Source organism: Spartinivicinus ruber, assembly GCF_011009015.1.
Taxonomy (GTDB): domain Bacteria; phylum Pseudomonadota; class Gammaproteobacteria; order Pseudomonadales; family Zooshikellaceae; genus Spartinivicinus; species Spartinivicinus ruber.
Window position 1 is genome coordinate 32,549 of the sequence record NZ_CP048878.1, and the last position, 14,804, is coordinate 47,352.

The 14,804-nt window shown below is 38.0% G+C and carries 11 protein-coding genes; 4 read left to right on the plus strand and 7 right to left on the minus strand.

Features of this window, described 5'->3' with window-relative positions; all coding sequences use genetic code 11:
- Positions 1–10 precede the first annotated feature (10 nt).
- Together G4Y78_RS00135 and G4Y78_RS00140 are read left to right on the plus strand one after the other, a co-directional pair.
- Entirely contained in the window at positions 11–1,276 is a 1,266-nt protein-coding gene (locus tag G4Y78_RS00135; RefSeq protein WP_222937609.1) for a S1 family peptidase, read from the plus strand.
- Positions 1,264–2,223: an FHA domain-containing protein gene (locus G4Y78_RS00140; protein WP_163830673.1), complete on the plus strand. Its 960-nt coding sequence runs from the start codon at positions 1,264–1,266 to the stop codon at positions 2,221–2,223. Before G4Y78_RS00135 ends, G4Y78_RS00140 begins: the two co-directional genes overlap by 13 nt.
- A 132-nt stretch (positions 2,224–2,355) precedes the next feature.
- On the opposite strand, the gene G4Y78_RS00145 is transcribed toward G4Y78_RS00140, so the two are convergent.
- The 4 genes from G4Y78_RS00145 to G4Y78_RS00160 form a co-directional block, all read right to left on the minus strand.
- The gene (locus tag G4Y78_RS00145; protein WP_163830674.1) at positions 2,356–2,937 is read right to left on the minus strand and encodes a PhnA domain-containing protein; all 582 of its coding nucleotides are present in this window, start codon (positions 2,935–2,937) and stop codon (positions 2,356–2,358) included.
- 413 nt (positions 2,938–3,350) lie between these two features.
- Entirely contained in the window at positions 3,351–3,908 is a 558-nt protein-coding gene (locus G4Y78_RS00150) for an NADAR family protein (protein ID WP_163830675.1), read from the minus strand.
- A gap of 408 nt (positions 3,909–4,316) precedes the next feature.
- Positions 4,317–5,009: an aspartate/glutamate racemase family protein gene (locus G4Y78_RS00155; RefSeq protein WP_163830676.1), complete on the minus strand. Its 693-nt coding sequence runs from the start codon at positions 5,007–5,009 to the stop codon at positions 4,317–4,319.
- A gap of 11 nt (positions 5,010–5,020) precedes the next feature.
- A complete protein-coding gene (locus tag G4Y78_RS00160; RefSeq protein WP_408022105.1) occupies positions 5,021–5,656 on the minus strand; it encodes a Vat family streptogramin A O-acetyltransferase in 636 nt (211 codons plus the stop codon).
- Positions 5,657–5,905: 249 nt separating this feature from the next.
- Between G4Y78_RS00160 and G4Y78_RS00165 the strand changes: the two genes are divergently transcribed.
- Both G4Y78_RS00165 and G4Y78_RS00170 read left to right on the plus strand, forming a co-directional pair.
- A complete protein-coding gene (locus G4Y78_RS00165) occupies positions 5,906–10,237 on the plus strand; it encodes a non-ribosomal peptide synthetase (protein ID WP_163830678.1) in 4,332 nt (1,443 codons plus the stop codon).
- A 50-nt stretch (positions 10,238–10,287) separates the two neighbouring features.
- Positions 10,288–11,154, plus strand: a complete 867-nt coding sequence (locus tag G4Y78_RS00170) for a siderophore-interacting protein (protein ID WP_230425669.1) — start codon at positions 10,288–10,290, stop codon at positions 11,152–11,154.
- Positions 11,155–11,357: 203 nt separating this feature from the next.
- On the opposite strand, the gene G4Y78_RS00175 is transcribed toward G4Y78_RS00170, so the two are convergent.
- The 3 genes from G4Y78_RS00175 to dbpA form a co-directional block, all read right to left on the minus strand.
- Positions 11,358–12,200 (minus strand): substrate-binding periplasmic protein, encoded by an 843-nt coding sequence (locus G4Y78_RS00175; RefSeq protein ID WP_163830679.1) that lies wholly within the window; start codon positions 12,198–12,200, stop codon positions 11,358–11,360.
- 523 nt (positions 12,201–12,723) lie between these two features.
- Positions 12,724–12,891, minus strand: coding sequence for a hypothetical protein (locus G4Y78_RS00180; RefSeq protein WP_163830680.1), 168 nt, complete (start codon positions 12,889–12,891; stop codon positions 12,724–12,726).
- Between the two features lie 218 nt (positions 12,892–13,109).
- Positions 13,110–14,498: an ATP-dependent RNA helicase DbpA gene (gene dbpA, locus G4Y78_RS00185; protein ID WP_163830681.1), complete on the minus strand. Its 1,389-nt coding sequence runs from the start codon at positions 14,496–14,498 to the stop codon at positions 13,110–13,112.
- Between the last annotated feature and the right edge of the window lie 306 nt (positions 14,499–14,804).

Genomic DNA, 14,804 nt, shown 5'->3' on the forward strand with positions numbered 1-14,804 from the left:
ATTGCTGTCCTTGTTATTTTTACCAAAAAGCCTGTTAGCTGAAAAGGTTAATCCAGATGGTAGGGCTACGCAGTTATTTAATGAGGTTAACAAGCAAGTTTACCAAATTCGGGTAATTGATATTGCCTCTGGTGACAAATCGAGTATAGGCTCAGGCTTTCAAGTGAGTGCAAGCGGCTATGTGGCTACTAACTTTCATGTGGTTTCTTCTTTTATTCATGAGCCTGAAAAGTATCGGCTTGAATATGTAAGCCATAATGGGATTACTGGCTCTTTACAAGTTAAGGGAATTGATGTCATTCATGACTTGGCAATATTAAAAGCAGAGAAGTTGGCAACCAGTCATTTTGAATTAAGGCTTCAGTCTATTGCTAAAGGTGATCGTATCTTTTCTATGGGTAACCCCCAAGACTTAGGGATGACCATTATAGAAGGTAACTACAATGGTTTAATCAAAACCTCTCGATTTAAGAAGATCCTGTTTTCTGGTTCGCTCAACCCAGGCATGAGTGGTGGTCCAGCTATTGATATAAATGGTAAAGTTATTGGGATTAATGTATCAAAAGCAACAAGAGGGGAGCAGCTAAGCTTTTTAGTGCCTGTGCAGTATCTAAACAAATTGATGCAGCAGGTAAAAACAACAGAAGTAGTCAATGCCAGTGAGAAAAAGCCAGAAGACTTTCAACAAATCATCGAAACAACACTGCATAAAGATCAAGATGATTTTTATCAAAATATTTTAAGTAAACCAATACAAACGGATAATTTTGGTGACTTAAAACTGCCAACTAAATTAAGTCCAGTTCTGAACTGCTGGGGACACTCTATTGACAACGATGACTTAAAGTACAACAGTTTTCACCAACACTGTAAGTTAGATGATCAAATTTATATAAGTGGTGATTTTTACACGGGTGATTTTGTTTATGACTATGAGTGGTTGACCAGTGATGAGCTGAATTCCTTACAGTTTTATGATGCTTTAGAGCAACGATATAATCAAATTAAACTATACAATACATCAAATAAAAAGCACACTACTGCTTACCGCTGTAACTCTGACTTTGTTAAGATTGCCGGTAGTTCATGGAAAATTTCCAGCTGTTTTCGCGCTTATAAAAACTATAAAGATTTATATGACTCACTTTTACTTATGGCTTTAGTCGACCGAAATGATAAAGCAGCTATTGTAAAAATGGGTGCTTCAGGTATTAGTAAAAAAAATTCAATATTGCTCTTTAAAACATTTATGGAGTCAATAGAGTGGCAGAACTAATTATTCAAACAGGTATCCGCCATGGTCGGGTTGCAGAAGTTGTAAAAAGCAGTAACGCATCATTATCGATTGGTAGAGGATTTGATAATGATCTAGTGTTAGTAGATCCTTATATTGCTCAAAATCAATTGTGTTTTAAACAACGGGATGGTGACTGGTTTGTTGATATTGTAGATGAGACAAACTCTATATTAATTAATGGACAAGTGATAGTTGATAATACCCAGGTGCAGTCAGGGGATAGACTGAGAGTGGGGAGAACCAGCTTAATGATATATTTCGATAATCATCAAGTTGAGCCCACAAGAAAACTACTACTCTCAGGTTGGTTGCATCATGATAATTTAGGGCTAACCTTGCCCATGCTCATTTTGCTTGGTGTATGTCTGTTAGACGCAGGAATTGATTTTCTACAAGTATCTGCCAGCTATGAGTGGAAAGAATATACATTTTATTCCTTAATTTCAGCACTTATCATTGTTGTCTGGGCTGCGATTTGGTCAATAGCAGGTAGGCTATTAAGGCATGAGCATCATTTTTCAAGCCAGTTGTTAATAACTAGTGTGGCAGCTGGGGTTTATACGCTATTAGAGCCTATAGACAGGTACGCAGAATATGCAACTAATAGTATGCTGGTTAGCGAAATTTTTGGGATATTTTTTATCTTGGTAGTATTAGTTGGATTACTAAAGTTTAATCTGATGTTTGCAACTAATATCATAAGGAGTACAACTACTGCATTAGTCGTAAGTGTAGGCGCTATAATTTTTCTTTATACAATAAATTATTTGGAACAAGCTGACTATAGCAGCAGGCCTGAATACTCAAGTGTGTTGAAAGCACCGTTTGCACATATTAGTGGTGACAGCACAATAGATGAGTATTTTCAGACATTAGAAGGGGAGTTTGAGCAGCTGGAATTAGAGTATAATAATACCAACTTATGACTTAGAGTCGAACTAATGGTTGATCATCCAGTTTATTGTGGTAAACCATTAGAAACTCAAGGGTACTAAGGTCTGTTAACACTATCTGAATCACCACTGATATTTAATTAGTATTAACAGGCCCTAGAGTATTTATTTAGACTTTTTAACAAACTTGGTCAGAATAACAATTTGTTGGCCACTGACACGACCTTCAATTTGTTCTGGATTGTCTGGTACTAAAGAAATTCCCCGAACAGCAGTACCACGTTTTGCTGTAAAATTAGCGCCTTTAACATTTAGGTCTTTTATTAGCGTTACAGTATCACCTGCTTCTAATACAGCACCATTACTATCCAGGTGCTTAACCGAATCATTGTCGCTGCTTCCTTCTCCAGTAGCTTGCGCCCAAACTAAGGTTTCATCATCCAGATATAACATGTCCAGTAAATCCTGAGGCCAGCCTTCACTTCTTAAGCGAGTCAGCATTCGCCACGCCATTACCTGTACCGCTGGTATTTGACTCCACATACTTTCATTCAGGCAACGCCAGTGATTAGCATCAACTGACTCTGGGTTTTCAATTTGGCTTTGGCAGGTGATGCATACAAGAATAGATTCATCTGCACTACCATTTGAACTAGGAGGAACTTCATACACGCCTAACTGCTCAGATGTACCACACAACTCACATTTAGACTCACTACGGGCATGTAATGCTTGCTCAGTGTTCATTATTTGCTCTATATAGATTGTTAAATAACTATATTATACAGCAAATTATAGGTTAGTTGCTTCTTATTAAGTTAGAGGCCTAGTAAACTAAATGCTGATAAATATTAGGCAGTTTATCTATGTTTTTTATAAGTTCGTCATTTCTAAAACCAATAATGCTACCAGATTCCGTATAAATAATAACTAGGGGAAGGGGCATAGAAATTGATAATTTCTTTAGAGTTAAAACTGCAAAATGCTTTTGAATAAACTTGAAATAACTGTTTATTATTTTATATAAAGAAAGATATCTCGGGAGCTTGCTCCCGAGTGTAACTGTAAAAATTCCGTTTGACCGAAGGTCAATCAGGTCGGCGTAAACTCGGTTGCTTGCGGCCGAGTAGTCGAGGTGAAGGAATTTTTTTAATATTCTTTCATAGTCTACTTGTTTTCAGTTGGTTACGTACTTCCATTAATGCAAATCCCAATAGATTTAGCCCTTTCCACATATAGGGGTTCTCTATATATTGGTAGTCAGCTGGCAATCCTATGCCCCATATTTTATCCACAGGGCTTGCTTCAACTAGCACTCTATTTCCTGTATTTAATAAAAACTCTTTTAAATTAGGGTTTTGGTTAAATTTAGCTATGTTTGATTTTACTACAATACTGAATCTTTTATTAATCCAGATATTTTCATCAAACCCTGTTACATTACGGCCAAGCTTTTTTGCCTCTCCTGGACTTTCTGCGGCCAAAATTTTTTGTAAAGTTTCGTGATCATTAAATAGCCTGGCCTTTTCTGCCATCATATAATGTTCGGCTGTTGGGTATTCAATATTATTAACTATAAATGAGCACTCATACCACTGACTAAAGCATGTTTTAGAAATAGCTGATTTTGTTTTTCTATGTCCCCAAAAAAATAAATATTTTACATTGCCATTATGATTAATGAAGTCGATAAGTTGTTGTTTATTGTAAATTTTCATTATAACGCATCAAATAAAATACTAGCACTAGTAATTAGTCAACAAATTGCCAAGAGTTGGCGCCATCAAATTTTTTGATTGGAATAGATTGAATTGTTTCAAGGTTGAACATTCTTCCATTAACTGCAACCCTTTGTTCTTCACATTTTTCAGTTGATGTATAGTGGGTTGTACAACCGCATATGCTGCAATGATGCAACTTAAGGAGCTTATCACCCCAAAAGTAGGTTCTCGTAGGCTCATTTTTTATACTGATTTTCACTTCTTCAGGCTGATAATAAGCCCACAAAGACCCAATTCGGTTACAGATTGAACAATTACAGCTGGTACAACAGAGGGTAAATTTTTAACTGTAATGTTAACATTACCGCAATGGCAAGTTGCTTTATACATATTCTATGTTCCTGTTTATTTTAAGGCATGTTTAACTGCTGCCTTGGCATGTATCTCTGTAGTATCATATAACGGGACAGGAGTGTATTGTTGTTGAACTAATAAAGAAATTTCGGTACAACCTAAGATAACCGCTTCTGCTCCTTGTTGATGAAGTTTATTAATAATCTCTAAATATTTTTCTCTTGAATGAGTATTGGTTTTACCATGGCATAGCTCATGGTAGATTATATCATGCACAATGGTTTGATCAGTTTGTTTAGGTACAACAACCTTTATTCCATGTTTATCTTGCAGTCTACCTTTATAAAAGTCTTGTTCCATTGTAAACCGTGTGCCAAGTAAACCAACCGTATTAATTTTATTTGCTTTTAATTCATTTGCAGTCGCATCAGCTATATGTAATAGAGGGATTGAAGTGGCTTGTTGAACCTCAGCAGCAACTTTGTGCATTGTATTAGTACAAATAATTAAAAAATCACTGCCTGCTGATTCAATTGATTGCGCTGCATCAGCAAGAATATTGGCTGTTGCTTGCCAGCTACCTTGGTGTTGAAGCTTTTCTATTTCATCAAAATCAACGCTATACAAACAGATTTTTGCGGAATGTAACCCACCTAATTTATTTTTTACTTCTTCATTAATAAGCTTGTAATAAACTGCAGTCGATTCCCAGCTCATTCCACCAAGCATACCAATAGTTTTCATTCTGACTCCTATTATTGAACTTCTTGTAAATAGCTTAGGTCACAGCCTACAATGGCTTCTAAATTGTTGGTGATTTTTTCTGGGTTCCAATTCCACCATGCAATATCTAATAATTGATTTATAGTATCATTATTAAATCTATATTTTATAATATTTGCTGGATTACCTCCCACGATACTATATGGAGGAACATCATTGGTTACAACGGACTTGCTGGCAATAATTGATCCGCTGCCAATTTTAACTCCCGGCATAATGGTTGATTCATATCCTATCCAAACATCATTTTCTATAATAGTGTCACCTTTGTAAGGCAATTCCCCTTCTTTGGGTATTACCTTTTCCCAGCCATTGCCAAAAATTTGAAAAGGATAGGTAGAGAAACCAGAAATTTTGTGGTTTGCTCCATTCATTATAAATTTTACATCTTTAGCTATAGCACAAAACTTTCCGATGATTAATTTATCTCCAATAAAAGGGAAGTGATAGAGCACATTTTGCTCAAATCTTTCTGGGCCGTCAGGGTCATCGTAATAGGTATAATCCCCAACAATAATCTGTTCGGAAGTAATATAGTTTTTCAGGTAGCCAACTTGTGGAAAGCCTTTCATTGGCTCTTTATCATTTGGGTCTGGGCCTTTCAATATTACCTCCTCATTCTGATTGTGTATTGATCAGTAGGCACGCTACCGCTATATGCTATGTTGTAGTGCATTTCAACTTAGATAACTAGAATCATACTTAATCTATAGTATGTCGAACATCTTACTTTAGTTAAATGAAATAGAGATGCCCTCTATATGTAGCATATTACTGAAAACATAGTTGCGAATAGTTATCATTTGCTTTAGTCTGAGGAAAACCGTTATGGGCTTATTTCTTGACTGGAGTACGGAATGCTAACACAGCTTCAACTGTCTTCTGCACAATATGGCATTTGGTTGGGACAGCAATTAAACCTTGAAAGCGCCGTTTATAATACAGCTGAGTTTGTTGAAATTGTTGGCCCAGTCCAGGAAGAGGTGCTGAAGCAGGCAATCCACATGGCTTGGCAAGAAGCGAAGGCGCTTAGAGTAAGAATTGTTAAACAAAATAATACACCCCGCCAAACTGTTCAGCCGTTAACAGAGTGTTCAGTGGCTGTCATTGACTTTTCTTCTAAAGACAGCCCAGAGTTATTAGCTGAGCAATGGATGAAAAAGCACATAAAAGAGTCAATTGACTTATCAACGGACTTTCCCTGCTATCAGGTGTTATTGAAATTATCAGCTGGCAAATATTATTGGTATCAACGTATTCACCATGTAGCGATAGATGGTTATGGTTTTTCATTATTTAGCAAACGAGTGGCTGACTTATATACAGCCCTTGTTACCAATAGCAATCCTACATCTAAGCCGTTTGCTGATTTAGAGAGAGTGATAGAAGAAGATAAAGCTTATAGAAATTCTGCAAAGTTTTTACAGGATCAAGCTTTTTGGCAAGAACGAATGAGCAATTTAAATCAAGTTGCCAGTTTTTCAGCAAATACAGCTAGTTTTTCATTAAGCTTTATTAGAAAAACGAATAAGCTAGATCAGCAACTATTTAGTCGTATTGAATCACTAGCAAATCACCTGAATGTTTCTTGGGCTGATTTACTTATGGCTGCTTTTGCAGTTCTTATTAACCGACATACACATCAGTCAGCCGATATTGTATTGGGTTTACCTGTGATGAATCGTTTAGGATCTGCCTCGCTACGTGTGCCGTGTATGCAGATGAATATTATTCCAATCAGGCTGACTATTCATAAGGATGATACCTTTATTGATGTTATCAACTTAGTTAAAGAAGAAGTCAGGTTGACTAAAAGACATCAGAAGTATCGTTATGAAGATATGAAGCGGGATCTTAACCTATTAGGGGGTAACAAGCGTTTGTTTGGTCCTGTTATCAATATTATGCCTTTTGAAGCCGATTTAAGTTTTGCAGGTATTAAAGGCATTACTCATAATCTTTCTGCTGGCCCAGTTGAAGATATTTCGCTTGGTATCTTAACTAATACAATAGAGCAGGGGTTGTATATTAATCTTGATGCCAACCCAGCTTGCTATGACGATCAAGCGGTTCAAGGGCTACTGGTAAAGTATTTAGCCTTGATTGAGATATTAATAGAGAACCCTTCTACTAAAGTACGCAGGCACTCGCACACTATACAGTTTATTGATGGTGGTGAAAATGCAGCAGCTCAAATAACAGTTATTCAACAGTTTTCTAAGGTTGTAAAACAGCATGCAGATAAAGTCGCTTTGGTGCATGAAAATAATGAGCTGACCTACCGGGAGTTGAATGTTAAAGCTGCACAGATTGCAGATTTAATTATAAGTTGTTGCAATAAATCTAATCCGTTGGTCGCAATAATGTTACCAAGAAGCTTGGATGCAATTAGTGCTATTTTAGGTTCTCTAATGGCTGGGGCCGGTTACTTGCCTTTAGACCCAGAAGGACCTGAATTAAGAAATAATGAAGTATTAAATGATTCTGAGCCAGACTTAGTAATTAGCTATGAGAAGTATCAACCAACTGTTTCTTATGATAAGAACAAGTTTGTTTTTATTGATCAACTTGCAGAAGAAAGTGTGGTAAAGCTTCAGAATTCAATAACCCTGTTATCTGAAATACCCTCTTCATCTTTAGCGTATGTTATTTATACATCAGGATCAACGGGAAAACCAAATGGAGTAGCAGTTAGTCATGCAGCATTAGCCAATTTTATAACAGCTGCTTCTCAAAGTTATGGTATCGATCATACTGAAGTAGTCTTACAGTTTGCACCATTACACTTTGATGCCAGTGTAGAAGAGATATTTCTCACGTTATGTAATGGTGGCACCCTTGTGCTGCGTACAGAAGAAATGATCAACTCGGTACAGCAACTGTTAACAGCTTGTGAGTTAAATAAAATTACTTTACTCGATTTACCAACGGCGTATTGGCATGAGCTGACGTTAATTGCAACTAAAGAGAATCTCCCTGGAACTTTAAAAACAGTGATTATTGGAGGTGAAGCGGCTCAACCTGAACGCCTGATCCATTGGCAAAAAAGTGTCGGTAACAAGATTCGATTGCTCAATACTTATGGGCCAACAGAAGTAACAGTAGTAGCCACGTTTGCAGATATTTCTAATTGTGACATTACTGAAGAGCCGCTAACTATTGGTAAGCCATTGCCTGGTATACAGGCTGTTGTGTTAGATGATCAGCTATCACCGGCGATAGGGGAAGGTGAGCTATTTCTGTTAGGTAACAGTTTGTCTGATGGTTATTTAAATAGGCCTGATATTAATGAGCGACGTTTTATTAGGCTTGATAATTTACCCCAAAAACCGAAAGCGTATCGCACAGGAGATAGAGCTAAGTTAAGTGACAGTGGAGAACTTATCTATTTAGGACGAATTGATGATGAATTTAAAATCAGCGGCTATAGGATAAATCCATTAGAAATTGAAAATACGCTTATAAAACAGAATATAATTCAAGATGCAGCAGTGGTTGGCCAGATATTGCCAAATGGTAGCAAGCGGTTGGTGGCATTTATAGTACCATTGCAAAATGAAACTAAAAAAGTTACGCCTGAAAAAATCCGCCAGATTCTGTTGAAAGAAATACCGCCAGCAGTGGTGCCTTCAATAATAGAAGTTCTAAAAGAACTACCGAAAACAACATCAGGAAAGATTGATAGAAAGCAGCTTAAACAGCTATATGCAAAAATTGACTCGAAACAGTCAGTAGCTATAACAACAACGCCCTTAGAAAAGAAAGTGCTTAATATCTGGTCAGAAGTGTTGGGTCAAACTCAGTTAAGTCCACAAGATGACTTTTTTAAATTAGGCGGACAGTCACTACAAACGATCCAAATTGCTAATCGATTAAGTATAGAGCTGAGTCGAGAAGTAGCGGTGATGGATATTTTTAAATTTCCTGTTGCGGCAGATCTGGCTGCTGTTTTGGAAAGTAATACAGAAGAGTTGGTGACTAATAGCTTTGAACAAATGATGTTAGAAGATATTCAGCTAGCAGAAGAACTTGTTCCAAGTAAGCTTAAGGATGCAGTTATCAATCCAAAACCTAACAAAGTACTACTAACTGGTGCTACTGGTTTTGTGGGAGCTCAGCTGCTTTATAAGTTATTGATGAATACTTCAGCTGATGTTTATTGTTTGGTGAGAGCAAATGACCAGCAGCATGCCATGCGACGTTTGCAGGCAGCATTAGAGCAACAACAACTAGCAGTGCAAAACATTGAACAAAGGGTTATACCTGTCGTTAGTGATTTAAGTAAACCTCAACTTGGTTTGAGTGATGAAGAATATAGCTTTTTAGCCACAGAGTGTGATGCAATCTATCACAATGGTGCTGTTGTTAGTGTGGTTCGAGAGTATTCTAGCTTACGTGAAGCTAATGTTATAGCGACCAAAGAGCTACTTAAATTAGCAGCCAGTATTCGAACTGTACCTTTTCATCATATATCTACTCAGGCTGTCGGTGCCCCTACCAAGATAATGGATTCTTTGCCGGAAACTTTTATCGACAGACATTCCGGCTTACTTGATGGTTACCAGCAAAGTAAGTGGGCGGCAGAATATTTGGTTAAACAGGCAGGCGAACGAGGGCTACCAGTCTCACTATATAGACTAGGCAGAGTAACCGGTGCTGAGACCACGGGCTTTGTTAATAGTCAGGATTTTTTTTGGCGAATTGTTCATGCAAGTTTACCTGCCAAGGCATTCCCAAGCATTAATGTAGCGGAAGTGTGGACGCCTGTTGATTTTGTAGCAGAAACGATCAGTCGTATTTCGTTAACCCAAGGTTTAACTACCAGGGTTTTCAATATCGCTTTAGATGAAAAAGTAGGCCTGACAGTTTTATTTCAATGGATTAAAGAGTTTGGCTTTGAAATGAAGGCTTTACCACTTCCTGAATGGAAGCAACAAGTTGAGAAACAATCCACTGATCAGGACTTAGCAACAATGGCATTCTTTGATATGCGAGAGTCTGCTGTTAGTACAAAAGCAGAGCCTTCCGAAACAGAGTTCAGAATAGCTAATGCTCAATTCAAACAAGCTCTTAAACAAACAGGGTTAGCTCAACCAGTTATTAATAAACAGTTGTTGTTTAAATATTTACAATATGCAGTAAACAATCAACTGATTTCAACCCCTAACAGTGATGCTCAAAGGGTATAGAAATTAATATTTGGCAAATCAGTATTTTAAATCTTGTTAAGGGGAAAAACTTGAGTAATCAAACTGCTGAAGCAGCAAAGCTTGCTATAAACCACAATGGGCCAAAACGTACACCACCGAGGCTTTTGCAGGTTGTAAAAACGGAGTGCATTTCGCCTCATATGCAGCGTATTACACTTTCTGGTGACGCTATTAAGGATTTTCCTGAGGATAGAAATGGTGCGCATATAAAAGTTTTTTTACCGCTTGCTCATCAGGATAAACCCGTTTTGCCTACATTAGGCCCAAAAGGGATTATATGGCCACCGAAAGAAGAAAAACCCATTACACGCACTTATAGTGTACGTAAATATCGTCGTGAGAAGGAAGAACTAGAAGTAGATTTTGTATTACATGGTCATGATAGCCCAGCTTCTGGTTGGGCGCTTAAAGCTAAACCAGGTGATTTTTTAGGAATAGCTGGTCCTGGTGGGCCAGATCCACTGTTGGCACCTGCTGATTGGCATATTATTGCAGGTGATATGACGGCGTTACCAGCAATCTCCGCGTTGCTTGAAGAGTTGCCAGAATATACGTCAGGGCATGTGTTTATAGAGGTAACAGATGAGTCTGAACGGCAGCCATTAGCTACTCGATCAGTGATGGAAATTCATTGGCTATATCGAGGTAACCTGACTGCTGGGAGAAGTACCCTACAGTTGGATGCAATTAAGCAAGTAGACAAACCAGAAAATATAGAGGCTGTTTCAGCATGGGTTGCTGGTGAAAATAATGCAGTAGTCAATATCCGCAACTATTTAAAAGCTAAGTATGGGCTTACCAGGAAAAACTTATACGCTGTTCCTTATTGGCGTGATGGCTTTGATGAAGAAGGCTATCATGAGGATAGGCATAAGGTTATGGACGAAGAGTATTAAAATTGTACCCTTCGCGAATGAATTTTAGGCTTTGTTATCGTCGCTCTTCATCCCAGTCATTTAGCTGGTCTAAACTCCTGGGGATTCATCACTCGATGGCCTAGCCTAAAATGCCCTTCGCTGTGGGTATTATTGCTTTTTTTTAACACCTAAAAATGAGTCGTGAGAGTATATAAAGAGGGAAAAACGAAGGGAGGGGATATTTAATTAGCATCTATGTTTCTGGAATGAATTTCTCGCAAAGATTGCCAATATTGGTTGATAATTTCTTCAAGCTCACCTGATTGTTTAATTTTTTCCAGAATTTTATTGAATTTTATTAAAAAGTCTTTTTTATAGTAATAAAATCCCTGATCGTTATTGGTAAAACCCAAATGTCCTTGCTCTTTTGAAATGACAGCACCTTCAGTCATTGCCATTACTTTATGTTTCCACTTAGTTTGGCTAATTAGGCTGTGCCATGAAAGTAGTATTGCTTCTCTATCATTCATATAACAGTCAGTTTCTTTGGCAATTAACATTTTTGTTAGATTCACTTGATTATTTTTAAACTCTTTAACGGTTATCTTTCCTTGTTTTACCAGTTGCCAAAAGCGATTGCCAGCAATTTGAAAACCATGATTATTGCCAATGGTTAAGCCGATATAATCATTAGGCCAGTTGGGTCGTGGGGTGGTTAAAATATCTGTGCGACAAAAAACTGAAGTAATTTCATCAAGTATAGGCTTGGATACTGGCCATATATAAGGTCGAGCTTGTTTTTTTAGGTAGGGTGGATACAAAGCAAAGGCCTTTCCACTTTTTAATAGTTTTAAGCCTCGCTTCCAAGGTACTGGCACAAGTTGTACACGGAAATTAGGCATTTCTTTGACTATACGCTCGATTATCTGGGTGTAAGCACCAGTTAGCATTCCATCTTCTACAAAGCTATAAGGGTAGTAGTTATCGTCAGCCAGGATCGTTACATCAATAACCTCAGTCGATAGTGAGTGAGTGGAACTTAAGGCAATCACACAACTTAATATGGGTAAGAGTTGTTTGAACACTGTCTGTTTTATACTTTACAAGAGCTGGTTACATTGCTACAGCTTACGATAGCACATAGCTGAGACTTAACAACTTGTTTAGCAGCTCACTTTATAGGCTGTAAAAATGTCTGCAATCAAGTTTTCCATCAAATGTTCTTATTGTCCTGTTGTTTGTTTGTAAGTCAATATGATTAACTAAGTGCTAATTCCTCATCATTTTTTTGATCGCTATGGCTGCTATATAATTATTAGAAGTTTGCTATTTATACAATTGGTAATATAATACGACTTATGATATCTAGTGATACTTTTTGTAGATTAGTTTATAGGTTGATTTTTGTTCGGTAGGCTGAGTCATCGCCTTTTATATTTTTGTGGGATAAAAAAAAATAATAAATTAATCCTTACAATTTTATTTTGAAGTTTCTCTCCAAAGCGCGAGTCCTTTTTCTAAGGCTTTTTCTGTTGCGCTACTATTCTTTAAATCTATTTCAATTTTAGCAAGTTTTCCTGTGAGTCCTTGATCATGGCCCAGTATATATTAAATCAATAAGTACCCTAAGTTGACGACTAAATTGATTAAAACTATGGCGATAGCGCCTATCAAATTTGAGGAGTTCTTTGATTCCTGCCATAAATAAGGTGGGTATTCTGGGTTACCTGTTGCTAATAATTTTGCACAGAACAGAACATTACGTTGTTCATCCACATGCAATTCCAGCATAAAGTGTTAATGAAACCAGAATTTTTAAGGGTAAAACATGGGGGTGACCCTGTTTGTTTCTTACGAGACTACATTCTATTCGAATACAGAGGAGCAGTCTCAATGGGAGCGAATGTTTGCTTCCATTGAGCAATTAAGTTCACTGGTTAATAGTTCTAATGGGTGAATGGTGAAATTGGAGTGTTGCAAAAGACGGTGGGTTGTTAACCCCGTATCCGCCTTACACGAAAGGAACGTCCTTTTAACTTACCTTCAGACAATTTTTTTAAAGCAGGCTTAGTTGCTTCTTTAGTTACTGCTACATAGGAGCAATAATCAAAAATATGAATTTTACCAACTTGCTTGCCTGCAATACCATTTTTTCCTGTTAGTGCACCAAGAATATCACCAGGTCTTACTTTTTGTTTTTTGCCGCCGTCAATTTGCAAAGTTGTCATTGATGGCCTATGAACATCTTTTTCTAATAAGCTGAATGGCGGTAAAGGCTCAGGAGTAATTGTATGGGTAAGGTAGTCTTCTAATTGCGCAATTTTGTAGCTTTCATTATCGCTATACAGGGTGCAAGCTATACCTTTGCTACCAGCTCTACCTGTTCGTCCAATGCGATGTACGTGTACCTCACTATCGCGAGCAGGCTGATAATTGATAACTGCATCTAAGGCGTCAATATCCAACCCTCGAGCGGCAACATCAGTTGCAACAAGAATAGATGCGCTTTTATTCGCAAAGCGCACCAGGGTCTGATCCCGGGCTTTTTGTTCTAAATCGCCATGTAAAGCCAGCGCACTAAAGCCTTGGCTGCATAGCTCGTTAGCGATTTCCTGGGTTTCACGTTTGGTATTACAAAACACTACCGCAGACTCGGGGCGATATTTTAGTATCAGCAAGCGTAGTGCAGTGTTGCGTTGCTTATTATTTTCTAGTTTATAAAAATACTGTTTGATACTGGAACTGTCATGAGTTGCAGCTACTTGCACCATTACTGGCTGACTCATGATATTAGCCGCAATTGTTTGAATTTGATCAGGATAAGTCGCGCTGAATAATAACGTTTGGCGCTGATTAGGAATGTGACCAATGATAGCCTCAAGAGCCGTTTGAAAGCCCATATCTAACATGCGATCTGCTTCGTCCAGCACCAGTGTAGTTAAATTATCTAGCTGTAATGTTCTTTTACGTAAATGTTCTTCAATGCGCCCAGGTGTGCCCACAATAATATGAGCCCCATGTTCTAGTGAGCCAATTTGTGGACCAAATGGCATACCGCCGCATAGGGTTAGCACTTTAATGTTGTGGATAGCTCTGGCCAGTTTGCGAATTTCTTTTGCTACTTGGTCGGCCAGCTCCCGGGTAGGGCAAAGCACTAGAGACTGTACACAAAAACGCTTTACATCAAGACTGCTTAATAGCCCCAAACCAAACGCTACGGTTTTACCTGAGCCGGTTTTACCCTGCGCAATAACATCTTTACCTTGCAAAATAGCTGGTAAGCTCTGTGCCTGAATTGGCGTCATAACTTGATAGTTAAGTGATGTAAGGTTGCTAAGCAGTTCAGGGGTTAGCTTAAGGGTGGCAAAGGAGGCTTGGTTCATGAACAATTACCTGAATTACAACGTTGGCTGACTTGGCCTAATACTGCTGGTGCTATGGCGATGTAGCCTTGGTTAACCTTATACCCTTTGCTTTGGGGGATCAGTATCAGTCACAAAGGTGGCATTGTAACAGAACTGTCTGTAAATGGCGCAATGGCTTTTAGAGAATCTACGGGGTCGGCTTAGTAGCATTCAATGCTTTTAATTTTCCTAACATTGAGTGATACAACTATTACTGTTCTAGATCTGATGCCACCATTTATATGCTTTTGGGGCATCAGTTAGTTAGAGAATACCCGGTAGCAG

Excerpts from the sequence above, each read along its gene's own strand:
- G4Y78_RS00145 (WP_163830674.1), bottom strand. The coding sequence starts at position 2,937 with ATGAACACTGAGCAAGCATTACATGCCCGTAGTGAGTCTAAATGTGAG.
- G4Y78_RS00150 (WP_163830675.1), bottom strand. The coding sequence starts at position 3,908 with ATGAAAATTTACAATAAACAACAACTTATCGACTTCATTAATCATAAT.
- G4Y78_RS00155 (WP_163830676.1), bottom strand. The coding sequence starts at position 5,009 with ATGAAAACTATTGGTATGCTTGGTGGAATGAGCTGGGAATCGACTGCA.
- G4Y78_RS00165 (WP_163830678.1), top strand. The coding sequence starts at position 5,906 with ATGCTAACACAGCTTCAACTGTCTTCTGCACAATATGGCATTTGGTTG.
- dbpA (WP_163830681.1), bottom strand. The coding sequence starts at position 14,498 with ATGAACCAAGCCTCCTTTGCCACCCTTAAGCTAACCCCTGAACTGCTT.